Here is a 22,532-nt window from a genome sequence, read left to right as displayed (position 1 = left end):
GTCCTCAGGCCAGCCCTTCGGGTTGGTCTGAGGCTGCTTCGAGGCGGCTGACCAGGAGCTTATCGACCCGGTTGCCATCCATGTCCACCACCTCAATGCGCAGGTCTTCCCATTCAAAGACCTCACCGGAGCTGGGAATGTGCTCGAGATGGTGCATCACAAAGCCACCCAGGGTCTGGTAGCCGCCGCGGACCTCTTCGGGCAGATGGCCTTTCTGCACCAGGTCCTTGAAGTCGGCGATGTCGAGGGCACCATCCAGCAACCAGGATCCATCCTGGCGAACGACCACCATCGGGTCTTCCTTGTCTCTGGCGGCGGAAAGATCGCCGACGATCGCCGCCATCATGTCGTTGAGGGTCACCAATCCCTCGATGCCGCCGAATTCATCGGTCACCAGGGCGATGTGCACACCGCTGGTTCTGAATTGTTCGATCAGCTTCAGGGCCCTGGTGCTCTCGCCCACGTACAGCGGCGGCTGCAGGAAGGCCTCAATGTTCCGCGGGCCCTCACACAGCTGGGCGGCCAGAAAGGTGCGCCCTCGCACAACACCCACACAGGCGTCGAGGCTGTCGCGCGCCACCGGAAACAGGGAGTGATTCACCGCCATCACCCGTTCCAGATGGGACTGGGGGGACTCGGACAGATCCAGCCAGCAGATGTCGGTGCGGGGGGTCATGATCGCCTTGACGGGCCGATCGGCCAGGCGAAACACCCGCTCCACCATGGCGTGTTCCGCCACGTCGAACAGGCCTGATTCCGTTCCCCTGCGCAGCAGGGTCCGGATCTCGTCTTCGGTGATCTCCGGCTCGCCGGTCTCGCCGATGCCTATCAGGCTGAGCAACCGATCGGTGGAGGAGCCGAGCAGGTGGGCCAGGGGGGCCATCCAGCGCGACAGGGTCCGCATGGGCGGTGCCACCAGGCAGGCGATGCGCTCCGGATCACTCAGGGCGATGCGCTTGGGGACCAGCTCCCCCAGCACCAGGGAAAGAAAGGTGATCAACGTCACCACGATTCCCAGGGCCAGAGGTTCGGCCCAGGCCCGCAACGGGGGCACCGCCTCCAACAGCGGCCGCAGCGCCTCGGCCACCCGTGAACCGCCCAGGGCGCCACTGAGGATGCCGATCAATGTGATGCCGATCTGCACCGTCGAGAGGAAATCGTTGGGCGATCGGATTAGTTTCAGAGCCACATCCGCCTTCGGGTCGCCAGCTTCCGCCTGGTGCTCGAGGCGCAGTCGCCGAGCCGACATCATGGCCAGCTCCGAACCGGAAAAGATCCCGTTGATCAGAATCAGAAGGACAATCAGAACGCCATCGAACAGCATCGGCAAGTCCAGTGATGGCCCCTCGGCCGGCAAACGGATCGAAAGGACAAGTTAGGGGACGACGGTTGAAGCTTCTGGCCAGGAGCCCCTTCTCCCAAGAGGTCCTCAGCCCCCCTTCCAGCCGATCTGGGCCACACACGGCCATCCCCCCAGCGACCTTCCCCGATGCAATGGCAGCCCCTGGGCGAGCGAAACCGACAGCCTGAGTGGATGGATCAGGGCGGCCTCGACGCCGCTGCCCATGATCAGGCCCTCCAGGGGCTGCGCCGCATCAACGCCGTCAGCGGTGCTGTGGGCTCCCTGTTCACGCCGATCCAGGCTCTGGCCGTCGCCCTGAACCGCTCCCGTCCTCTGCGGGTTCTGGATGTGGCCTGTGGTGGCGGTGACAACACCATCGCCCTGGCGGAACGCTGCCGAAAGCAGGGACTGGCCGTTGTGATCGACGGTTGCGACCGGAGCCCGCAGGCGGTGGCCATCGCCAGCCGCCATGGCGCCGGCGGGATCATGGCCGGAACCTTCTTCCAGGCTGACGTGCTGGTGGATCCCCTGCCTGCGGACTACGACGTCATGGTCTGCAGTCTGTTTCTGCATCACCTCGACGACGCTGACGCCGTCGAACTGCTGCGCCGCCTGGGCCGGAGCTGCCGCCATCTGGTGCTGGTGAACGACCTGATCCGCAGTCCCCTGGGCTATGGGCTGGCCTGGGTGGGTTGTCGCCTGCTGAGCCGCTCAGCGATCGTGCATTTCGATGGGCCCGTTTCGGTGCAAGGTGCCTTCCGGATGGACGAAGCGCTGGATCTGGCGGCACGGGCCGGCCTCGGCGGCGCCACCATTCAGCGCAGCTGGCCCGAGCGCTACCTGCTCAGCTGGCACCGTCCTGTCGGCTGGGTTGCGGCGCCATGATCTCTCCGGAGTGGGATGTGATCGTGATCGGGGCCGGGCCTGCCGGAGCCCTGGCGGCCCACCAGCTGGCCAGACAGCAGCTGCGGGTGCTGCTGGTGGAGAAGCGGACCTTCCCCCGTTGGAAGGTGTGCGGCACCTGTCTCAACGGGGTGGCCCTCGGGGCGTTGGCGCAGGTCGGCCTCTCCGACCTGGTGGAAGGCCTCGGCGGTGTGCCCCTGGTGCGGCTGCGTCTGGGCCTGCAACAGCATCAGCTGGAACTGGAACGGCCCCTGGGTCGCTCCCTCTCCCGGGGCTGCCTCGATCTGGCCCTGTGCGAAGCCGCGGAGGCGGCAGGCACGGTGGTGCGGATGGACACCGAGGCCACGGTGGCCGGTCCCTGCCCTGGCGGCCGGCAGGTGCACCTGCGCAGCGGCGGCGCGCCTGTCACCACCAGCGCCCGGGTGGTGCTGGTGGCCACCGGGCTGGGCAGCCCGGGCCTGACCCCTGCCATCCCGATCCGCAGCCAGGTCCAGGCGCACTCCAGGGTCGGTGCCGGCTGCCGCGTCGAGGCCCAGGCCAGCGGCTATGCCCCGGGCACGATCCACATGGCGATCGGCCGGCATGGCTATGTCGGGCTGGTGCGCACCGAAGCCGGCGACCTCAACCTGGCGGCGGCCTTTGAACGGGGCCATCTGATCGCGGCGGGAGGAGCGGCGCTCGCCGCCGCGGGCGTGCTGGCGGAGGCGGGGTTTGAGCCTTTGCCCGAGGCCGCCGCTGCCGCCTGGCTGGCCACCCCGGCCCTCACCGGCCGCCAGTGGCCGCCGGCGTCCGAGCGATTGCTGCTGCTGGGGGATGCCGCCGGCTATGTCGAACCGTTCACGGGTGAGGGCATGGGCTGGGCCCTGCTGGGGGCTCTGGCGGTGGTGCCGTTGGTGCTGCAGGGCCAAGGCCAGTGGAGCCGGGAGCTGGAGCGGCAATGGGTGCGGCGCCACGGCCAGCTGATCGGATCCCGCCAGCGCCTCTGCCATGGCCTGGCCTTCGCCCTGCGCCGCCCTGGCCTCAGCCACTGGCTGCTGGCGGCGGTGGAGCGCTGGCCGGTCCTGGCCGCCCCCTTCCTGCACCCCTCTGCTGGCACCAGCCTGTATCCGCCGGTCCCCGAACCATGTCCCTGACCATCCAGGGGTTGGGCACGGCCCTGCCCCCCGAGCACATCGCCCAGGGCGATGCCGCCGCCATTGCCGCCAAGGTGGCCCTGCCCCAGCAGACCCCCTCACCAGGCCAGCGCCGGCTGCTCGAGACCCTGCACCGCCGCTCCGGCGTCGCCAGCCGCAACAGCGTGCTGCTCCAGCCCGCCGGCAGCGACCCCAGGCAGACCTTCTTCGGAGCCACCAGCCCCGGCACCGGGGAGCGGATGCGCCGCTATGCCCGCGAAGCGCCGCCCCTGGCCCTGCGGGCCGTCCAGGCGGCCTTGGCCCAGGCCGAGGTGCCCGCGGAGCGGGTCACCCATCTGATCACGGTGTCCTGCAGCGGTTTCCATGCCCCCGGCGTGGATCTCGCCTTGATGGCCGCCCTGCCGCTGGACGCCGGCGTGGCCCGGACCCATGTGGGATTCATGGGCTGCCACGGTGCCCTCAATGGACTGAGGGTCGCCGCGGCCTTCACCGCTGCCGAGCCGGACGCCTGTGTGCTGCTGTGCGCCGTCGAGCTCTGCAGCCTGCATCTCCAGTACGGCTGGGATGCCGAGCGGATCGTGGCCAACGCCCTGTTCGCCGATGGCGCCGCTGCCCTGGTGGCCAGCGGGACACCAGCCATCGCCCCGCTGGGTCGGTTGATCGCCAGCGGCTCCCTGCTGGTGCCGGCCAGCACGGACGCCATGTCCTGGGGGATCGGGGACCACGGCTTCGCCATGGGCCTCTCCCCGCAGGTCCCTGATCTGATCGGCGAGCATCTGCGGCCCTGGCTGGAGGGGTGGCTGGCCGGCCACAAGCTCAGCCTCGACGCCATCGGCTCCTGGGCCGTGCACCCCGGCGGGCCCCGCATCCTCTCCGCCGTCACGAAGGGCCTCGGGCTCGATCCAGAGCTGATCGAACCGTCCCGGTCGGTGCTGCGGGACTACGGCAACATGTCGTCCCCGACGCTGCTGTTCATCCTTGAGCGCTTGCGCCGCAGCGGCGCTGCCGGGCCCTGCCTGGCCATGGCCTTCGGACCCGGCCTGTGCATCGAGGTGGCCCTGCTGGAGTGATCCAGGCCCCAGGCGCCTCAGCCACCCAGGCGAGCGAAGTCGGCGAGCACCGCGGCCTGGTTGCGCAGCACGGCCAGCAGCCGCAGCCGGTTGCGACGCACCTCGGGCTCGTCGCACATCACCATGACGCTGTCGTCGCCATCGAAGAAGGCGGACAGGGTGGCGCCGCTCTCCCCCAGCAGGCGGGCGAGGGGGTCGTAGCGGGCCGTGCCGCTGGCGGCGGCATGCACCGCCAACCGCTCCAGCACCGACAGGACGGCGGCCTCACTGGGCGAGGCAAAGAGGGCCGGATCCACCACCCCGGCGGGGCTGAGCAGGTCGGCGGCCAGATCGGCCTGTTCGGCCAGCCGGGAGGCCCGCTGCACCACCGCCTGCACCAGGGGCAGGCGCTCCTCATCCCGCAGGCGCCGCAGCAGCTCCACCCGGGCCCGGGCATCGGCCGGGTCCCGCAGCAGCCGCTCCAGCGACACGCTCTCTCCAGCCACGGCCTGGACCAGATCGGCGCTGAAGCCCTCCTCCTCCAGCAGGCTGGCGAGGCGCTGGCGCAGGAACTCGAGCAGGTCGGCCGCCAGGGCCGCAGGCTGGATCGCCAGGGCCGGCAACAGGCCCTGCCAATGGGCCGTCGCTGCGGCCATCACAGCCACCAGATCGAGCGACCAGCCCCGATCCCAGAGGATCTGCAGCAGGCCGTTGCCGGCACGGCGCAGGGCATAGGGATCGGAGGAGCCGCTGGGCCTCTCCCCCCTGGCGAAGATGCTGAGCAACAGCTCCAGGCGCTCCGCCAGGGCCAGCAGCGCCCCAGCCTCCGACTCCGGCAGGGCATCGCCGGCGCCGCGGGGCTGGTAATGCTCCAGCACCGCCAGGGCCACGGTGCGGGTTTCCCCTTCCGCCAGCAGGTACTTGGCTCCCATGACCCCCTGCAGCTCCGGGAATTCCCCCACCATCTGGCTGACCAGATCGTGCTTGCACAAGGGAGCGGCCCGGCGGACAGCGGTGGCGGTGTCGTCGCCGATCTCCAGGCTGCGGCAGAGCAGATCGGCCAGCCAGGCCAGGCGTTGGCTGCGATCGGCCAGGCTGCCCAGTCCTTCAGCAAAGGTGACCCGGTTGAGGGCCTCCACCCGCTCGGCGCTGCTCTGGCGGCGATCGGCCGCCAGGAAGAAGGCCGCATCCGCCAGCCGCGCCCGCAGCACCCGCACGTTGCCACGCCGAATCGTGGCGGCGGCGGCCTCGAGGCCGTTGGAGATGCAGAGGAAACGCGGCAGCAGCACCCCCTCCGCCACCAGGGCCAGGGGATCAGCCTTGGCCGCCGAGAGACGCAGGGGCACGTAGCGCTGGTGGGACCGCATCACCGTGCTGAGCACCTCCGGGGGCAGGGCCAGATACTCAGCATCGATGCTGCCCTCGATCAGGCGGGGGGACTCCACCAGGTCGATCAGCTCATCGAACAGGGCCCCTGGCAGGTCCAGCTCGGCCCCCGCCCGCGTTGCGGCCGCCTCCAGCTCCCGCCGGATCATCTGGCCCCTGGCCTGGCGGTCGACCTGCACATCGGCGGCGGCGAGGGTCGCGGCGTAGGCCCCGGCGGAGGGGATCATCACCGCGCCTTGGTGCAGACGGTGGCCGCGGCTGAGGCGGTCGCTGGTCAGGGGGGGATCCACATCGGTGAGCTGCACCGGAACCACCGCCCCATCCAGCAGCGCCACCAGCCAGCGCAGGGGCCGGCTGAAGCGGCCGTCACCGTCCCCCCAGCGCATGAAGCGCCGTCCCTGCAGGGAGCGGATCCAGCCGGGGATGCAGCTGGCCAGCACCGCCTCGGCGGAGCGGCCGGCCTCGGTGGTGCGGGCAAACACGAAGGGGCCCTTGTCGGTGTCGCGGATCTCGAGTTGCTCGGGGTCGCAGCCACAGCGGCGGGCGAAACCCAGGGCGGCCGGGGTGGGCTGGCCATCGCGGAACGCCTGCTGGGCCGGGGGCCCCTTGCGCTCTTCGATCAGATCCTGCTGGCGCTCGGGCAATCCGGCGATGGTCACTGCCAGCCGGCGGGGGGTGCCGCTGGCCTTGAGGCTGTCCCAGGACAGGCGAGCGTCCTGCAGATCCCTGGCCACAATCGCCTCCAGCTGGGGCTGGGCCAGGCGCACGAAATCGGCCGGCAGTTCCTCGGTTCCGATCTCCAGAAGAAAGGTGGCCATGCGGGGGGGCGGGCAGGACGCGACTGTATGCAAAGGAGGGAGATGGCGATCAGCGCCAGCGGACCGATCCGTCCCGTTCGCTAGTTTCGTTCCAACAACCCTTCTGCATGCCGATGTCCTCGACGACGGTCGCCGACAGCACGTCGCTCCCATCGGCATCCCCCGCCAAACCCCCCACCAAACAGGAGGCGCTCAAGGCCGGCAGCGGCCACCTGCATGATCCGCTGGCTGCCGAACTGGGCAACGCGCTGCCCAGCTTCACCGATCCCGCCGTCCAGATCCTCAAGTTCCACGGCAGTTACCAGCAGGACGACCGGGACAACCGTCGCAAGGGGGCCGAAAAGGATTGGCAGATGATGCTGCGGCTGCGCAATCCCGGCGGCCGCATTCCCACGTCCCTGTATCTGGCCCTCGATACCCTCGCCGATCGGCTGGGCAACGGCACCCTGCGGATCACCACGCGCCAGGCCTTCCAGATGCACGGCGTGCTGAAGACGGACCTCAAGGAGGTGATCGGCGGCATCGTGCGCGCCCTTGGCTCGACCCTCTCGGCCTGTGGCGACATCAACCGCAACGTGATGGCCCCGGCCGCCCCCTTCGAGCGCGATGGCTACCCGGAGGCCCGTCTGCTGGCCGATCAGATCGCCGACCTGCTGGCGCCCCAGGCGGCCGAGGGGTCCTACCTGGACCTCTGGGTCGACGGTGACCTGAGCTACCGCATCAAGCCCAAAGGGCCCGTGAGGAAGGCGCGCAAGCGGCAGGAGAGCGGTGCCGTGTTCAGTGGCGACACGGCCGAACCCCTGTACGGCGCCACCTACCTGCCGCGCAAGTTCAAGGTGGCCGTCACCGTCCCCGGTGACAACTCCGTCGACCTGCTGACCCAGGACATCGGCCTGGTGCTGTTCAGCGATCCCTCCGGCCGACCCCTGGGTTGCAACGTCTACGTGGGCGGTGGCATGGGGCGGACCCACAACAAGGAGGAGACCTTCGCCCGCACGGCCGATCCCCTCGGCTACGTGGCCGCCGCCCATGTGCTGGAACTGGTGCAGGCGATCGTGGCCCTGCAGCGCGACCACGGCGACCGGGAACAGCGCCGCCACGCCCGGATGAAGTACCTGATCCACGACCGTGGCGTGGACTGGTTCCGGACCGAACTGGGCCGTTACTTCCCCCATCCGATCAAGGGACTGCGCCGCGAACCGGCCCCTGTCCTCACCGACTACCTGGGCTGGCACCGCCAGTCACCGGGCCTGTGGTTCGTGGGTCTGCCCGTGCTCTGTGGACGCCTGCAGGGAGACCTCAAGAGTGGCCTGCGCCGCCTGATCGAGACCTACCAGCTGGAGGTAAGGCTCACCCCCAACCAGGACCTGCTGCTCTGCAACATCGGCAGCGCCCAGCGGACGTCGGTGCGTGAGGCGCTGGCGGCGCTGGGTCTCAGCAGCCCTGAGGCCCCGCCGGCCCTGGCCCGGCACGCCCTGGCCTGCCCGGCCCTGCCCCTCTGCGGTCTGGCGGTCACCGAAGCCGAACGGGTCCTCCCGGACGTGCTGGTTCGCCTCGATGCCCTGCTGGAGCGGCTGGAGATCAGCAAACCACTCCTGGTGCGCATGACCGGCTGCCCCAACGGCTGTGCCCGCCCCTACATGGCGGAGATCGGGCTTGTGGGGAGCGCCGTGGACACCTACCAGCTGTGGCTCGGCGGCAGCCATGGCCTGACGCGGCTGGCCCGGCCGTACCTGGAGAAGATGCCCCTGGAGAAGCTGGAGGCCACCCTGGAGCCCCTGCTGACGGCCTGGCGCGACGAGGGCGGCGCCCGCAGCCGCTTCGGCGACTTCATTGACCGGCTCGGTGACGATCGGGTCGGCCAGCTGCTCTCCGCCGCCTGATCAGGCCGTCCCTGGAGGCCACCTAACGTTGGTCACGTTTCAGCTCCTGCGCATGCCGAACCGTACGGACGTCGCCGTCCAGGCCCTGCTCTGCGGAGTGCTGCTGGGTTTCCTGCCCGGGGCCGGCCGCACCAGCGAGGCGGCGGAACGCCCCCGGCCCCCCGAGGCGCCTGTCCAGTACTTCGATTCAGACCCCCAGGCCTGCAAACCGGAGTCGATCAGCGCCTCCTACAAGAACCACCTGCGGCCTTACGCCGACCAGAGCCCCGAGGTGCTGGCCAAGTTGCGCCGCGTCCAGGATGACCTGACCCTGGCCAGCCTCAAGCGCTGCGTCCAGAAGGGGCTGTTGACCCGTCCCCAGGCCAGCGTGCTGTTCAGGACCCTGGGCCTGACCCTGCCCGGCACGGTGATCCCCGTGGCCGCGCCTCAACCCTCCCCGGCGACGGCGCCATAGAGCGCCTGCGGCTCCTGGCATCGCCAGGCCCAGAGCTGGTCACCGTGGCTGAAGTGCCACCACTCGTTCGGGTGCTGGGCAAACCCCGCCGCCCCCATCACCGCCGCCAGCAGGCGCCGGCGGGCGTGCCAGTCGGCAGCCTCGCTGCCAGGTGAGGAGCCTGCGTAGTGCTCGGGATGGGAGATGGCCCCGATCGCGTCGATCTCCCCGCCCATCGCCAGGGGCTGGCCGTCGGCCTCGGCCAGGGTGAGATCCACCGCCGCCCCGGTGCTGTGGGGGGGCGGCGTGGCCGGATCAGGGCTCGGCGGAGCCCAGAAGCGATCCACCTCCGCCGCCACGGCCGCCTGGGCAGGTCCGATCGCATCGGGGTCGAGGCCCCGCTCCCGGCAGACCTCGCAGAAGGCGTGGCGAACCATGAAGGCCTGCACGGCAAGGGGGCGCCAGGCATCGAAGATCGCCAGCCGCCAGTGGGGCTGCTGCTGCTGAAGCAGGCCCTGGGCCATCTTCAGCCGGGCGATCACCCCCCGCCTCAGCCGGAACGGACTGGCGCCGGTGCCGTAGGGCGCCCCCAGGGCCTGATACGGATGGGGCTCCAGTCGCCACAGCGTCGCCGGCAGCTCGTCCAGGGGGTCGCCGGCCTCGGCGATGGGGATCGGACTCCAGGGGCGCAGAGGGGGCATGGGGCGGTGGGCACGGGTCGGCCCGGTGGGCCGGATCAATTCAACTGGGCCGCCTCCACCGAACGGCGCCGCTGGGCTTCAAGGGCTTCGCGCAGGTTCGGCTGGCGTTCCAGGCCAGGGTCCGACGCCAGGATGCGCCGCGCCGCCAGCCGGGCCTCCTCCAGCACGGCGCCGTCGTCGCTGAGGCTGGCCAGGGCCAGGTCCGGCAGCCCCGACTGGCGTGTGCCGAGCACCTGGCCGGGGCCCCTGAGTCTCAGGTCCATCTCGGCGATCTCGAAGCCGTCGCTGCTGCGAGCCAGCAGCTCCAGCCGCTGGCGGGCCATGGCGTTGTCGCCCTCGTGCAGCAGCAGGCAATGGGAGGCGGCGGCGCCCCGGCCCACCCGGCCCCGCAGCTGGTGCAGCTGGGCCAGTCCGAAGCGCTCGGCATGTTCGATCACCATCACACTCGCCTCCGGCACGTCCACCCCCACCTCCACCACCGTGGTGGACACCAGCACCTGGGAGCGCCCCTCCTGGAAGGCGCTGATGGCGCGTTGCTTCTCCTCGCCTGTCATGCGCCCGTGCAGCAGCCCCACAGCAAGGGCGGGGAACACCTCCTCATCAAGGTGGCGGTGCACCTCCACCGCCGAGCGCAGGTCGAGCTTCTCCGATTCCTCCACCAGGGGCAGCACCACGTAGGCCCGCTGACCCTTGGCCACCTCCTGGCGCACGAGCTCCCAGGCACTGGGGCGCTCCGATCCCCGCAGCAGGCGGGTGCGGATGGGGGTGCGACCCGGCGGCAGTTCGTCGATCTGGCTGATGTCCAGATCGCCATGGATCGAGAGGGCCAGGGTGCGGGGGATCGGCGTGGCGGTCATGGTCAGCAGATGGGGCTGGAGCCCCTTGGCCAGCAGCCGGTTGCGCTGGCGCACACCGAAGCGGTGCTGCTCATCCACCACCACCAGGCCGAGGCGGTCGAACTGGACCGGGTCCTCGAGCAGGGCGTGGGTGCCCACCAGCAGGTTCACCTGCCCGTTGGCCAGGTCCTGCAGCATCTGGCGGCGGCGGCGGGCGGGGGTGGAGCCGGTGAGCAACGCGATGCTGACGTTGAGCTGGGGCAGCCAGCCGGCCAGCTTGTGGAAATGCTGGGCCGCCAGCACCTCGGTGGGGGCCATCAGGGCCCCCTGATGGCCCGCCTGGATGGCGCCCAGCAGGGCCGCCAGGGCCACCACCGTCTTGCCACTGCCCACGTCCCCCTGGACCAGCCGGGCCATGGGCTGGGGCCGCTCCATGTCGGCGCGGATCTCGGCCAGCACCCGGTTCTGGGCGCCGGTGAGCGGGAACGGCAGCAGGGCCAGGAACCGGCTCACCAGGTCTTCGCCATCCACGGGCAGCAGCAGCGGTGGGGCCGGTGAGCGGCGCAGGCGCTCGCGCCGCTGACCCAGGGCCAGCTGCAGCAGCAGGAACTCGTCGAACACCAGCCGCCGCCGACAACGCTGCAACTCCTCCCTGTCGGCGGGACGGTGCAGGCCCTGCAGGGCCTCGCCACGGCCCACCAACCCCAACGCCAGGCGCAGGGGTTCCGGCAGCGGATCCGGCCAGCGGATCGCCGAGGGCAGCACCGCGGCGATGGCCCGGGCGAGGGTCTCGCCGTTGAGGCCCTCGGTGAGGGCATAGACGGGCACGAAGCGGCCGATCTGCTCCGAGCGCACCGGCGCCCCGGGGGCCTCCAGCACCTCCAGCAGGGGATCGGCGAAGCCAGGGCCGTAGGGGCTCTCCTTGACCAGGCCGCTTACGGCCACCGTGGCCCCCACCGGGTAGAGCCGCTGCTGGGACTTCAACCAGCCGGGGCTGCTGAAGCGGCGGCCGGCAAAGAAGCGCGTCACCTTGAGGCGACCCGTGACGTCCTGGAGATGCAGCTCCAGGATCGCCAGATTCGGGTTGCGGGGGCTGCCGAAGGCGTGGCAACGACGCACGGTGGCCACGATCGTGGCGGTCCGCCCCGGCTCCAGGGCGGCGATCCGCACCAGATGGGCGTAATCGAGGTAGTCGCGGGGGTAGTGGTGCACCAGATCGCGCACCACCAGCAGCCCCAGGGCGGCCAGCCGGGTGGCGGTCTTCGGCCCGATGCCGGCCACCTCCGAAAGGGGGGTCTGGGCGGTCAAGCGGGCCGCGGAGCGTGCGGGGGGCGCCGCCAGCCGCAGCCGTGGGGGCGCCACTGGCAAGACCTCCCGGCGGCGGCAGCGCAGCTCATGCAGGGCCTGGCGCAGCTTGCGCACCAGGCCCTGGCGGCTCCCCAGGGCCAGCTCGCCATAGCCGCCGAAGTCACGGGCCAGGGCGGCCAGCTGCTGGCGTTCGGCGGCCTCGAGCCCCGCCACCGGAGCGGCGAGGCTGGCGCTGACGAAGCCGCTGAAACGGTCCCGCCGTCCCTGGAGATCGCCAAAGCCGGCTTCGGCCTCCAGACGGCAGGCGAGCTGCAGGGGGGTGCACCAGGCATCGACAGCGTCCAGGGCGGACGCGCCCCCTCCCTGGCCGTCGGAGGACCCGGTCAGTCGCTGGGAATCGATGGGGGGCGGATGTCCTGCAGCCAAAGCTGTTCGGCCTGATGGATCCGTGACCGCCGTTGCAGACGACGGAACTGCTGGGCCATTCTGCGAACCTCCTGGCGATGCTGCTGCAGCCGCCGCCGGCAGGTGCGCAGCCGGGGTTCTTCCAGTTCCAGTTCCACGGGGCGCAGCAGCACCGCCATGGCGTGGGCCTGGGGGGAACGGCTGGCGCCGAAGGGGAGGGGCAGTCGCATCAGGTTGGCTGGGGCGGCCATGGTCTCCAGCTGACCGTCGAGCACCGCATCCAGCAGGCTCACCGGCAGCAGGCTGCGGCTGACGCCGCCCCGCAGCAGCTCCACGTTGATGGCATGGGACAGGTTGCGAAGACGCCGGCCCAGGGCCAGCTCCATGCCATCCATCCAGCGCAGCACCTGCTCGGGATCTTCCGGTAACCGGCCCGCCTGCCACAGGGACTGATCCTGCGGGGATGCAGGCTCATCGTCGTCGTCCTGTTCGTCGTCAACGGGCTGGTCCTGGGCTTCGGCCTGGACGTCGCCATCGGTGTCCTCGTCCGCCTCCTCGTCGTCGGAAGGGCGGTCATCGGCGGCCACGCCAGCCCCATGGGCCAGCGCTGCCATCAGGAAGGAGGCCCCGCTCAGGGGCGGAGCCATGGCGATCTGCACCGACCCTGGCGGGAGGGGTTCCGGCTCGGGAGAACGGTCGGGGGACTCCCCATCCCAGGAGAGTTCCTCCAGGAGCTGCTGGCGCTCGTGGCGCTCCCGCCGCTGACGTTCGCGGGAGATCTGGGAGGCGAGGATCACCAGCTGCTCCACCGTCAGCAGGCTGGAGCAACGGCTCACCAGCTCGTTGATCTGGCCAAGCAGCAGGCGACGGCGCTCTTCGGGGAGTTCGGCGTAGCGATGGGGGTGAACCTGGGTGGCCAGATGGAAGCAGGCCTGCTGCACCCGCTGGGGCAGCACCTGGCGCAGCACCTGCAGATAGAGGGCCACATGGCGATAGAGCTCCGGGTTCGAGGCGGTCAGCTGCCGGGTCAGGGCCTGCAACTGACCCGGCAGATCGATCGCGTCGGAGGGTTCGCTCAACGGCTCCGGCTCAGGCCGCCTTGGCCATCGCCGCCACTTCCGCTGCGAAGTCGGACTGCTCCACCTCGATGCCCTCGCCGAGGGTGTAGCGGGTGAAGCGGCGCACGCGGATGTTCTCGCCGGTCTTGCCGGCGGCCGACTTGACCATCTCACCCACCGTCTGGGTGTTGTCGCGGATGAAGGGCTGGTCCATCAGGGCCAGTTCCTTGAGGCGTTTGCCGATGCGCCCGGCCACGATCTTGACCTTCATCTCCTCCTTCTTGCCGGCGAGATCGTCGCGACCCATCTCGATGGACTTCTCGCGCTCCGCCACTTCAGGGGGAATGTCGTCGGTGGTGACGTATTCCACGTTGGGGCAGGCGGCGATCTGCATCGCCACGTTGCGCACCAGCTCCTGGAAGAGCTCACCGCGGGCCACGAAATCGGTCTCGCAGTTCACCTCCACCAGCACACCGACGCGGGCACCGGTGTGGATGTAACTGCCGACGGCCCCTTCAGCCGCCGTGCGGCCGGCCTTCTTCTCGGCGGTGGCGATGCCCTTCTGGCGCAGCCATTCGGCCGCTTTGGTGGCATCCCCACCGGACTCGGTGAGGGCCTTCTTGCAGTCCATCATGCCCGCGCCGGTCTTGTCGCGCAGTTCCTTGACGAGCTTCGCTGTGATCTCAGCCATGGGTTGGGTGGGAGGGAGGTCGGGAGGGAGTGAAGGGCTCAGGCGTCGTCGTCGCCGCTGCGCTGATCCTGGGCTCCATGGCGGCCTTCATTGATGGCATCCGCAAGGCGGCCCAGCACCAGTTGCACGGAGCGCACGGCGTCGTCGTTGCAGGGAATGGGGACGTCGCAGAGATCCGGATCGCAGTTGGTGTCGAGCATTGACACCAGCGGAATGTCGAGCTTGCGGCACTCGAGCACGGCGTTGGTTTCGCGGCGCTGGTCCACCAGCACCACCACATCGGGCAGGCGGCGCATGTTCTTCAGCCCACCGAGGTACTTCTGCAGACGGTCGAGTTCACGGCGAAGCACGGCGGCTTCCTTCTTGGGCCGCATGGCGATGGCGCCGGAGGACTCCATGCGCTCCAGGTCCTTGAGCCGGTCGATGCGGGCGCGCATCGTGCTCCAGTTGGTGAGCATGCCGCCCAGCCAGCGCTGGTTGACATAGGAGGCGCCGCAGCGGGCGGCTTCCTGGGCGATCACCTCGGAGGCCTGTTTCTTGGTGCCGACGAACAGGAAGCGCTTGCCGCTGCGGGCAGCACTGCGGGTCCATTTGTAGGCGTTGTTCATGCAGACGGCGGTCTGCACGAGATCAATGATGTGGACTCCGTTGCGCGCGCAATAGATGTAGCGCGACATCTTGGGATTCCAGCGACGGGTCTGGTGTCCGAAGTGGGCACCAGCTTCCATCATCTCGGAGAGAGTGACGACAGCCATGGGTGTTGGGGGGTTTCGGGTTGGCCTCCACCTGCCAGGGATGCCGCGCCATAGGACAGGCAGCGGATCACCCGAAACGTGCAGGTGTGCGGTGTTGGGGTTACCCAGTCAACCTACCAAATGGCCCTGCTGGCGGGCTTCGGCATGGAGGGCCCGCACTCCGAAACGATTGAGGGGCAAGCGCAGCAGCTCCATCGCCAGACCCGCTTTGCCGTGGCGGATCAGCCAGCGCAGCAGGGGCCGCAGGCTGCGCTCATTGATCAGGCCGCCCAGGGTGAGCAACTCCCACAACGCCAGGTGCAGCCAGGTGTACTGGATGATGAAGCGCACCCGCCAGGTGGGGTGCTTGCGGTAGAACACCAGGCCCATGCGGGCCCGTTCCCGCTCCACCCGCACCAGGTCCGGGATCTGATCCAGGCTCAGGGGCGGATGCCAGTGGTAGCCCACGGCTTCGGGGCAGCGCACCAGCCGCACACCCATGCGGCGCAGCCGTTCCCCCAGCTCCAGGTCCTCCCAGCCGTAGAGACGGAAGCCGGTGTCGAACAGACCGGACTGCTCCAGCACCCGGCGATCGATCGCCACGTTGCCGGTGGCGAAGTAGGCCCAGGAGAGATCGCGCAGCTTGTGGGGCTCCGCTGTGGGCGCCTCGAAATTGTGGGTGTTGATCACGGCGCCGTAGGTGAAGCAGAGCCGATCGCCGCTCTCCGCCCAGGCGCGCTGCAGGGCCGTGGCGTGGTGCAGCAGGAACCGCTCCGTCACCACCAGGTCGCTGTCGATGAAGACGATCACGTCGCCGCGGGCCTCGTCCACCCCCCGGTTGCGGCCTTCGGCGGGGCCGCCGTGGTCCTGGCGGATCAGGCGCAGATGGGGGAAGGCGGTGGCATGGGCATCCAGCCAGCGCACCGTGTCATCGGTGGAGCCGTCATCAACCAGCACCACCTCATAGGCCTGCAGGGGGCCGCCGGTCTCCTGGCGCTCCAGGGCCTGCAGGCACTGGCGCAGGATCGGCAGCCGGTTGTAGGTGGGGATGACGACGCTGATGAACATCGGGGTCCGGGGCGTGGCAGGGCCGTAGGCAGCGGCAAGGAGATGGGGAAGGCGGCCATGAAAAAGGGGGGATCCCGATCGAATCCCCCCGGTGTCGCCATGACCGGACAGGCGCGATCAGTCCGCGGCGCCGCCGTTGTTGGCCGTGCCGGTCACACCGTTGCCGGCCCCTTCACCACGGCCGTCGTTACGCAGCTTGCGCTTCTTGAACTTGCGGGCGTAGGCCCGGTTGCGTTCCTGCTTTTCCTTCTTCAGGTTCCTGCGTTTCGACATAGGGCTTCGGCGCTTCGAAAAGACTGTCAGGCTCCACCCTACTCAACCGACCAGGACCTCACTGGCCCAGAGCCGGCCATCCTCCATGCGCACCAGCCGGTCGGCCACATCGAGGATGCGCGGGTCGTGGGTCACCATCAGCACCCCGCAGCCCTCATCCCGGGCCAGCCGCTTGAGCAGATCCACCACCTCCCGGCCGGTGCGGCTATCGAGGGCGGCGGTGGGTTCGTCGGCCAGCAGCAGGCGGGGGTGGGCGGCCAGGGCCCTGGCGATCGCCACCCGCTGCTTCTGGCCGCCGGAAAGGTCGTGGGGGAGCTTGCCGAGGTGGTCGGACAGCCCCACGGCCCGCAGCCATTCCCGGGAAAGATCGCGACGGGCGCGATAGCCCAAATCCGGCAGCAGGTCGGCCCCCATCTGGACGTTCTGCTCCGCCGTGAGGCAGCGCAGCAGGTTGTGGCCCTGGAAGATCATCCCGACGCTGCGGCGCAGCAGCTGGCGCTCGTGGCGGCTGGAATCCTTGAGCTCGCAGCCCAGCACCCGCACCGATCCCTCCATCACCTGGCGCAGGGCCCCCACCAGCGTGAGCAGGGTGGTCTTGCCGCAGCCGGAGGGTCCCGTGAGCAGCACCACCTCCCCGGGGTGGATGTCGAGGTCGATGCCCTGCAGCACCTGGCGCTCCATGGAGCCGGTGCCGTACCAGTGGCTCAGACCCCGCACCGAGACGATGGTGGAGGCGCCGCGAGCCGTGTCATCGGCCTGGAGCGAGACCGTCATGGGCTTCAGAAGATTTCGGCCGGGTCGGCGTCGCCGAGACGGCGCATGGCCAAGGCTGCCGAGCCCATGCACATCACGAGGATCATGGCAAACACAAGCACCGCTCTGTCGAAAACCATCATGACGGGAAGTTTTGTGGCTGACTGTATGAAGATGTATAAAAGCTGACTAATCCCATAGGCAGGAACATAACCAATGAGCGCCAACAAGAAGCCTTCTCGGGCGACAACACCGAGCAGAGTAAACAGCTTGTATCCCATCGCCATGAGGGTGGCGTACTCAGGCAAGTGGTCACTGACGTCGGAGTAGAGAATCTGATAAACAATGACACAGCCGACAACAAAACCCATGGCAGCACCAAGTGCAAATATAAATCCGATGGCTGTGCTGTTTTTCCAGTAGTTCATCTCCAGATCTACAAAGTCCTGCATGGTGAAAACCTTTACATCATCAGGTAGAAGGCGTCCGAGGCTCTTTTTCACTTGCAGGAGGTCTGCTCCCGGTCTCAGACGGATCAGCCCAAGTTCAATAGCGCCCTGAGGGTTGTTGGGCAGCAGACTGAGAAACGTTTCGGTGCTGGTGAGAAGCGTTCCGTCGGCTCCGAAGGAAGGGCCTGCGGTGAAGAGACCAGCCACGCGAAGCTTTTTGCCAGCTGCTTCTGTCTCGACGGTGCGTCCCTGGCGAAACCATTCGGGTATGGGACCGAATTCATCGCGGGAAAGTTCATCGAAAATGACGCGACCCTTCTGGGACAGCAGGCTGGACTGTTCCGTGACCGCTGGATCAAGAAACACGGTATCCGTGGGTTCGTATCCGAGGGCGAGGATGGGGCGATTACTGAAGTTTTCAGGGTTTCTCCAGAGCAGAAAATCCCAATGCACAGGGGCAATTTCCGCAACATCAGGATCAGCCATGGTCTGGATGAGCCTGCGTCGGGGGAAACTGGCCATTCGGATGGAACTGGTCGTGCGTGGACTCAGGAGCACCAGATCAGCGTCAAACAGCTTGTGGATCGTGACGCTGGAGTCAAAGAGCGCGTCGCGGAAACCCAGCTGGATGAACATGAGCAGACCTGCAAAGCCGATGCCTGCCAAGGCAACCGCCAGCCGCATCGGCTGACGGGTCAGAAGCAACCACGCCAGGGGAATTTTTCGAGCTTGCCAGAAATGCATCACTTGGCGTGGATTTCAGGGGACCAGCCGGGCAATCACCTTCAGGCCCGTGAGATCACTGACTCTGGCCGCATCGTTGGCGTCAAGCCGCACGCGAATTTCCACGATCCTGGCATCAGCATCTCCGGTGGGGTCGGTGGAAAGCACTGATCTCTGGCGCACCTGAGGACTGATGCGGCTGACCGTGCCCTTGAGGGTGCCGCTGAAACCACCGTTTTCACTGGTGAGGTTCACAGCCTGGCCAAGACGCACCCGATCGATGTCGCTCTCGTAGACCTCGAGGAGAGCTTCCATCCGGTCACTCGCACCCAGCTCAAGGATTCCCTTATCGCCAGGGCGTTCGCCGACACGGGACTGAATGCGCAGCACGGTGCCGTCCATGGGGGCACGCAACTCGGTGTTGACCAGGTCGGTGCTCGCCTTGAGCAGCGCCGCCTTTGCCTCCAGCAGCTGCCCCTGCAGCTCGAGAGTTCGCTGTTCAAGCACATCAAGATCCGCTGCTGAATAGGCCCCGTCACTGGCGAGACGCCTGTAACGGTCCAGATCCCGTTGCTGAATGCTGAGGCGGCGAATGAGGTTGGTGATGCGTGTACGGATCAGGTTGAGCTCGGCCTTCTGAACGGGCTGGTTGTCGAAGAGTGCCAACAGCTGGCCGGAACTCACCTTGTCACCCTCCCCCACCAAGAGCTGGGTGATGCGGGGGCTGCCGCCGATGCCAGTGATCGGGGCTGCCAGGACACGAATGTCTCCGGCAGGGTCGAGGCGCCCAAGAGCTGCCACCGCCTTGATCGGGGCGGGTGCACGCGTGACTAGAGGGGCAGCTACCGGCTTGGCTGAGAGCATTCTGCGGACACCTGTGACAGTGAGTGCCACAGCGGCCAACAAACCGGCGACGATCAGGGTGTTGCGCCAGGGGCCGGTGGGTCGTCGAAGAGCAGGTCTTCGATGTAGCGATCCGCCCACTGGGGGGTGAAGGCCTTCTCCAGGACCCTGCGGGTCTTGTCGTTTTGTTTCTGTTGCTTGCAATACCTTAACTGCGCTTGCCATCGCGCAACGGTAGCTGGGTGGTCATGGGCTTGGGAAGGGCTGATTCTGGCGGCTTCGGCGAGCACCCCGAGGAACGCGGCGACCTCCTCGACGAACCCCTGCTCCTCCGCCTCCGACACCGGCCTTACGAACAGCACATGCGGCGAGAAGATCGAGCCCCAGGGCGGCAGCTCCCTCACCTGCTCGAAGCCTGGACGGGGGCGGGCGGCCAGGGCCGCGGCGATCGTCGCCGGTAACGCCTCCCCGACCGGCGAGAGGTCAACGATGGCGGCGCTTACCCCGGCCTTGCCGGCCACGATGTCGGCGCCGAACACCGGCAGATCGTGGCGGGGATCAGGAAAGAAAACACAGTGGAGGATCTGCAGTCCGGCGCCTAGCCGGGCCGTCTCCAGATGCAGCTTGCGCATGCCGCGGCAGCGGTGCACCTCGTTGCGGATGAACAGGGCATCCCCGTCCAGGCTGCCGCTGATGGCCTCGAGCTCGGGATCGATCGCCAACGGCGCCAGATCCGGCAGCGTGTTGCGACAGAGCCGGATCCGCTCCGCCAGGCCATCCACCAGCGGGTGGGTACCACCAACTCCGGCCGCAGCGACCTCACCCATGGACACGTCGTGACAGCAGAATGCGGATCCTGCCATGCGTCCGTGAGTGTGTCCCTGGGTTGTTGCGGGTCCTTGCTGCCTGGGCTGGCTGACCCCGTCAGCCACACCCTCGCCAATGGCGTCGAACTGGTGCAGCTCGATCTGAAGGACGCCCCCCTGGTCTGCATCGACTTCTGGTGCCGGGCCGGCAGCGCCTTCGAAGACCCGGCGGAAAGCGGCATGGCCCATTTCCTCGAGCACATGGTGTTCAAGGGCAGTGACGGGCTGGCGGCCGGCGAATTTGATCGCCGCATCGAGGCTCTGGGCGGCAGCAGCAATGCCGCCACCGGCTTCGACGATGTCCACTTCCACGCTCTGATGCCGCCGGAGGGGGCCGCTGAAGCCATGGATCTGCTGATGGATCTGGTGCTGCAGCCCCGCCTCGATCCGGACAGCTTCGCCATGGAGCGGCAGGTGGTGCTGGAGGAACTGGCCCAGAGCGAGGATCAGCCCGAGGAGGTGGCCCTGCAGCGCCTGCTCTCCCTGGCCTGCCCCAATCACCCCTACGGCCTGCCGATCCTCGGTCGGCGCGAGGCGCTGGTGGCCCACGACCCGGCCGCCATGGCCGCCTTTCATCAGCGCCAGTACGCCGCCGGCCGTTGCGTCCTGGCCCTCAGCGGCGCCGTGGCGGATGGCGATCTGCTGGCGCGTGCTGCGGCAGGCCCCCTCGCGGGCCTGCCGGCCACCAGCGCGGCCATGGCCCCGGCAACGCTTCATGTCACCCCGGGGGTGCACCGACTGGCCCTGCCGCGACTGGAGGCCGCCCGGCTGCTGATGCTCTGGTGGCTGCCGGCCGCCAGCGATGTGGAAGGACTGGCGGGGGCGGATCTGGCCACCACCGTGCTGGCGGAGGGACGCCGCAGCCGTCTGGTTGACCGCCTGCGGGAGCAGCTGCAGATCGTCGAGAGCATCGACCTGGACCTGCACGCCATGGAGGGCGGCAGCTTCGCCCTGCTGGAGGCGGTCTGCGACGAGGAGGATTTGGCGGCCGTGCGGGAGGCCATCACCCAGGTGTGGCAGGAGCTGCGCCAGGAGAGCCTCGGCGAACAGGAATGGTGGCGGGCCCGCCGCCTGGTGGCCAACGGCTATCGCTTTTCCCTGGAATCCCCTGGCGGCGTGGCGGGCCTGATCGGCAGCAGCCGCCTCTGGGGACGGCGCCAGCCCCTCGACCACCCCCTGGCACTGCTGGACCGATGGTCGCCAGACCGGCTCCAGGAGCAGATGCTGGACCTGCTGGATCCGGCCCGGGCCTGCCTGCTCGAGGCGGTGCCGGCATGAGCCTCGCTACGCCTGCCAGCGCCGAGGACCACCGCACCCTGGACGGCGGCCTGCCCCTGAGGATCCTGCATCGGCCAGGGCCGGCGATCCTGGCGGCGCGACTGGCCATTCCAGGCGGCAGCGGCCGGGACCCGGCCGGAGGCCGGGGGGCCCACCAGCTGCTGGCCGGCAGCATGACCCGGGGCTGCGGCGAGCTGGATGCCGAGGCCCTGGCCGATTGCGTCGAGGGGGCCGGCGCCGCCCTGCGGGTGGAGGCCCATGAGGACGGTCTGGTGCTGGCCCTGAAATGTGCCGCCGACGACGCCCCCACCCTGGTGCCCCTGCTGCTGGCGATGGCGCGGCGGCCGCGGCTGGAGCCCGAGCAGGTGGCGATCGAACGGCAGCTCAACCTGCAGATGCTGCAGCGCCAGAAGGAGGACCCCTTCCAGCTGGCCCACGACCAGTTGCGCCGCCTGCTCTACGGCGACGGCCCCTACGGCCATGACCCCCTCGGAATCGAGGCCGAGCTGGCCGGTCTCGGACCGGAGGACCTGCGCCCTCTGGTGGATGGCCTCGGGGCTGACGGGGCCGTGCTGGTGCTCTGTGGCGACGCCCCTTATGCCCTGGAGGCGGCTTTGGAGCGGGAACTGGCGGCGTCCCCCTGGAACACCCACGCCCCCCGGCCGCAGGCGTTCGCCGGTCCACCACGGGCAACGGGCCACTTTGGCCAGCAGGTGCAGGACACCGAACAGGTGGTGCTGATGCTGGGGGCCGCGACCGTTCCCCTGGCCCATCCCGATGCCCTGGCCCTGCGGTTGCTGCAGGCGCACCTGGGCCTCGGCATGTCCAGCCGACTGTTCATCACCATGCGGGAGGAGCGTGGTCTGGCCTACGACGTCGGTGTTCACCTGCCGGCCTATCGCGGCGCTCCGCCCTTTGTGATGCACCTGTCCACGTCGGCGGAGCGGGTGGCCGAGGCCACCACCTGCCTGCTGGAGGAGTGGCAGCGGCTCCTGGAGGAGCTCCTGGACGAGGGCTCACGGCTGCTGGCCCTGGCCAAGTTCCAGGGGCAGGACGCCATGGGGCGCCAGACCTGCTCCCAGATCGCTGAACGCCAGGCCCTTGTGCTCAGCCATGGCCTGCCCTCCGACCATGTGCGCCAGGTGATGGAGCGGGCACCCGGGATCAGCCCCGAGGATCTGCGGGCGGCGGCCCGCCGCTGGCTGGTCGCCCCCAGCCTGAGCCTGGTGGGGCCAGCCCCGGCCCTGGAGCAGGCGCACCAGGCCTGGCTGAAGCATGCACTCAGCCGTCCGTCGAGGCCGGCTCCAGATCGGAGAGGTTGATCAGAAAGGTGCCCCGACGGAAACGGATGGCCCTCAGTTCCAGCGCCCGGATTTCAACGACCCGGCCCACTTCCCCCGGATCCACCAGATCCGGGGGACGCAGCATCGGCATCGGGTCTGCGGTCTTGAGGTAGCGCAGGGGCTGGCGCAGCCGCACGGCATCGCCCAGATGGATCACCACCGGTGCCTCCAGCGGCAGACCCTCCCCTGGCGCAGGATCGGTGGGGGTGAGATCCGGCATCGGTACGGCGCTTCAGCGGGCTGGGGGCCCTTCTCA

The 22,532-nt window shown here is 68.9% G+C and carries 21 protein-coding genes; 7 read left to right on the top strand and 14 right to left on the bottom strand.

The window, feature by feature from the left end; translation table 11 throughout:
- Window positions 1-4: 4 nt before the first annotated feature.
- Window positions 5-1,324, bottom strand: a complete 1,320-nt coding sequence (locus KUG43_RS09825) for a hemolysin family protein (protein ID WP_216909032.1) — start codon at window positions 1,322-1,324, stop codon at window positions 5-7.
- Between the two features lie 210 nt (window positions 1,325-1,534).
- Here KUG43_RS09825 and KUG43_RS09820 point away from each other — a divergent pair, with 210 nt between their 5' ends.
- The 3 genes from KUG43_RS09820 to KUG43_RS09810 are packed head-to-tail and all read left to right on the top strand — an operon-like array spanning window position 1,535 to window position 4,448.
- On the top strand, window positions 1,535-2,227 hold the full coding sequence (locus tag KUG43_RS09820; RefSeq protein ID WP_286194608.1) for a methyltransferase domain-containing protein: 693 nt from the start codon (window positions 1,535-1,537) through the stop codon (window positions 2,225-2,227).
- Window positions 2,224-3,378, top strand: a complete 1,155-nt coding sequence (locus tag KUG43_RS09815) for an NAD(P)/FAD-dependent oxidoreductase (RefSeq protein WP_286194607.1) — start codon at window positions 2,224-2,226, stop codon at window positions 3,376-3,378. The genes KUG43_RS09820 and KUG43_RS09815 overlap by 4 nt, the downstream gene beginning before the upstream one ends.
- Window positions 3,369-4,448, top strand: coding sequence for a type III polyketide synthase (locus KUG43_RS09810; RefSeq protein ID WP_216908556.1), 1,080 nt, complete (start codon window positions 3,369-3,371; stop codon window positions 4,446-4,448). Before KUG43_RS09815 ends, KUG43_RS09810 begins: the two co-directional genes overlap by 10 nt.
- A 17-nt stretch (window positions 4,449-4,465) precedes the next feature.
- Here the strand turns inward: KUG43_RS09810 and glyS are convergent, their stop codons facing one another.
- Window positions 4,466-6,631, bottom strand: coding sequence for a glycine--tRNA ligase subunit beta (glyS, locus tag KUG43_RS09805; RefSeq protein ID WP_216908554.1), 2,166 nt, complete (start codon window positions 6,629-6,631; stop codon window positions 4,466-4,468).
- A gap of 113 nt (window positions 6,632-6,744) precedes the next feature.
- On the opposite strand from glyS, the gene sir reads away from it, so the two are divergent.
- Both sir and KUG43_RS09795 read left to right on the top strand, forming a co-directional pair.
- Window positions 6,745-8,514 carry a sulfite reductase, ferredoxin dependent gene (gene sir / locus KUG43_RS09800; RefSeq protein WP_216909028.1) on the top strand — a complete coding sequence of 590 codons (1,770 nt, stop codon included), beginning with the start codon at window positions 6,745-6,747 and terminating at the stop codon, window positions 8,512-8,514.
- 52 nt (window positions 8,515-8,566) lie between these two features.
- Window positions 8,567-8,968 carry a hypothetical protein gene (locus KUG43_RS09795; RefSeq protein WP_216908552.1) on the top strand — a complete coding sequence of 134 codons (402 nt, stop codon included), beginning with the start codon at window positions 8,567-8,569 and terminating at the stop codon, window positions 8,966-8,968.
- Here the strand turns inward: KUG43_RS09795 and KUG43_RS09790 are convergent.
- The 11 genes from KUG43_RS09790 to KUG43_RS09740 form a co-directional block, all read right to left on the bottom strand.
- The gene (locus tag KUG43_RS09790) at window positions 8,941-9,648 is read right to left on the bottom strand and encodes a M15 family metallopeptidase (RefSeq protein ID WP_216908550.1); all 708 of its coding nucleotides are present in this window, start codon (window positions 9,646-9,648) and stop codon (window positions 8,941-8,943) included. The genes KUG43_RS09795 and KUG43_RS09790 overlap by 28 nt on opposite strands.
- Window positions 9,649-9,683: 35 nt before the next feature.
- On the bottom strand, window positions 9,684-12,137 hold the full coding sequence (recG, locus tag KUG43_RS09785) for an ATP-dependent DNA helicase RecG (protein WP_216909026.1): 2,454 nt from the start codon (window positions 12,135-12,137) through the stop codon (window positions 9,684-9,686).
- Window positions 12,138-12,175: 38 nt separating this feature from the next.
- A complete protein-coding gene (locus tag KUG43_RS09780) occupies window positions 12,176-13,276 on the bottom strand; it encodes a hypothetical protein (protein ID WP_216908548.1) in 1,101 nt (366 codons plus the stop codon).
- 10 nt (window positions 13,277-13,286) lie between these two features.
- Window positions 13,287-13,946, bottom strand: a complete 660-nt coding sequence (tsf, locus tag KUG43_RS09775) for a translation elongation factor Ts (RefSeq protein WP_216908546.1) — start codon at window positions 13,944-13,946, stop codon at window positions 13,287-13,289.
- A gap of 38 nt (window positions 13,947-13,984) precedes the next feature.
- Window positions 13,985-14,701, bottom strand: coding sequence for a 30S ribosomal protein S2 (gene rpsB / locus KUG43_RS09770; protein ID WP_216908544.1), 717 nt, complete (start codon window positions 14,699-14,701; stop codon window positions 13,985-13,987).
- 108 nt (window positions 14,702-14,809) lie between these two features.
- Entirely contained in the window at window positions 14,810-15,748 is a 939-nt protein-coding gene (locus tag KUG43_RS09765) for a glycosyltransferase family 2 protein (protein WP_216908542.1), read from the bottom strand.
- A 117-nt stretch (window positions 15,749-15,865) separates the two neighbouring features.
- On the bottom strand, window positions 15,866-16,021 hold the full coding sequence (locus KUG43_RS09760) for an Asl3888 family RNA-binding protein (RefSeq protein ID WP_011293689.1): 156 nt from the start codon (window positions 16,019-16,021) through the stop codon (window positions 15,866-15,868).
- A gap of 42 nt (window positions 16,022-16,063) precedes the next feature.
- Window positions 16,064-16,795, bottom strand: coding sequence for a DevA family ABC transporter ATP-binding protein (locus tag KUG43_RS09755; RefSeq protein ID WP_216908540.1), 732 nt, complete (start codon window positions 16,793-16,795; stop codon window positions 16,064-16,066).
- Window positions 16,796-16,800: 5 nt separating this feature from the next.
- Window positions 16,801-17,967: an ABC transporter permease DevC gene (gene devC / locus KUG43_RS09750; protein WP_216908538.1), complete on the bottom strand. Its 1,167-nt coding sequence runs from the start codon at window positions 17,965-17,967 to the stop codon at window positions 16,801-16,803.
- A 15-nt stretch (window positions 17,968-17,982) separates the two neighbouring features.
- The gene (locus tag KUG43_RS09745; protein WP_353617993.1) at window positions 17,983-18,747 is read right to left on the bottom strand and encodes an HlyD family efflux transporter periplasmic adaptor subunit; all 765 of its coding nucleotides are present in this window, start codon (window positions 18,745-18,747) and stop codon (window positions 17,983-17,985) included.
- Window positions 18,748-18,863: 116 nt separating this feature from the next.
- Window positions 18,864-19,616: a phycocyanobilin:ferredoxin oxidoreductase gene (locus tag KUG43_RS09740; protein WP_216908534.1), complete on the bottom strand. Its 753-nt coding sequence runs from the start codon at window positions 19,614-19,616 to the stop codon at window positions 18,864-18,866.
- A 72-nt stretch (window positions 19,617-19,688) separates the two neighbouring features.
- Between KUG43_RS09740 and KUG43_RS09735 the strand changes: the two genes are divergently transcribed.
- Complete coding sequence (locus tag KUG43_RS09735; protein WP_286194606.1) at window positions 19,689-20,933, top strand: M16 family metallopeptidase; 1,245 nt, start codon at window positions 19,689-19,691, stop codon at window positions 20,931-20,933.
- Window positions 20,930-22,255 carry a M16 family metallopeptidase gene (locus KUG43_RS09730; RefSeq protein ID WP_286194605.1) on the top strand — a complete coding sequence of 442 codons (1,326 nt, stop codon included), beginning with the start codon at window positions 20,930-20,932 and terminating at the stop codon, window positions 22,253-22,255. The genes KUG43_RS09735 and KUG43_RS09730 overlap by 4 nt, the downstream gene beginning before the upstream one ends.
- On the opposite strand, the gene KUG43_RS09725 is transcribed toward KUG43_RS09730, so the two are convergent.
- The gene (locus KUG43_RS09725; protein ID WP_286194604.1) at window positions 22,215-22,496 is read right to left on the bottom strand and encodes an NAD(P)H dehydrogenase assembly family protein; all 282 of its coding nucleotides are present in this window, start codon (window positions 22,494-22,496) and stop codon (window positions 22,215-22,217) included. The genes KUG43_RS09730 and KUG43_RS09725 overlap by 41 nt on opposite strands.
- Window positions 22,497-22,532: the final 36 nt, after the last annotated feature.

The sequence above is a fragment of the Synechococcus sp. CCY 0621 genome (assembly GCF_019038465.1).
GTDB lineage: Bacteria > Cyanobacteriota > Cyanobacteriia > PCC-6307 > Cyanobiaceae > Cyanobium.
The sequence above is the reverse complement of the archived record's forward strand: the minus strand, read 5'-3'. Positions and strand labels throughout refer to the sequence as shown.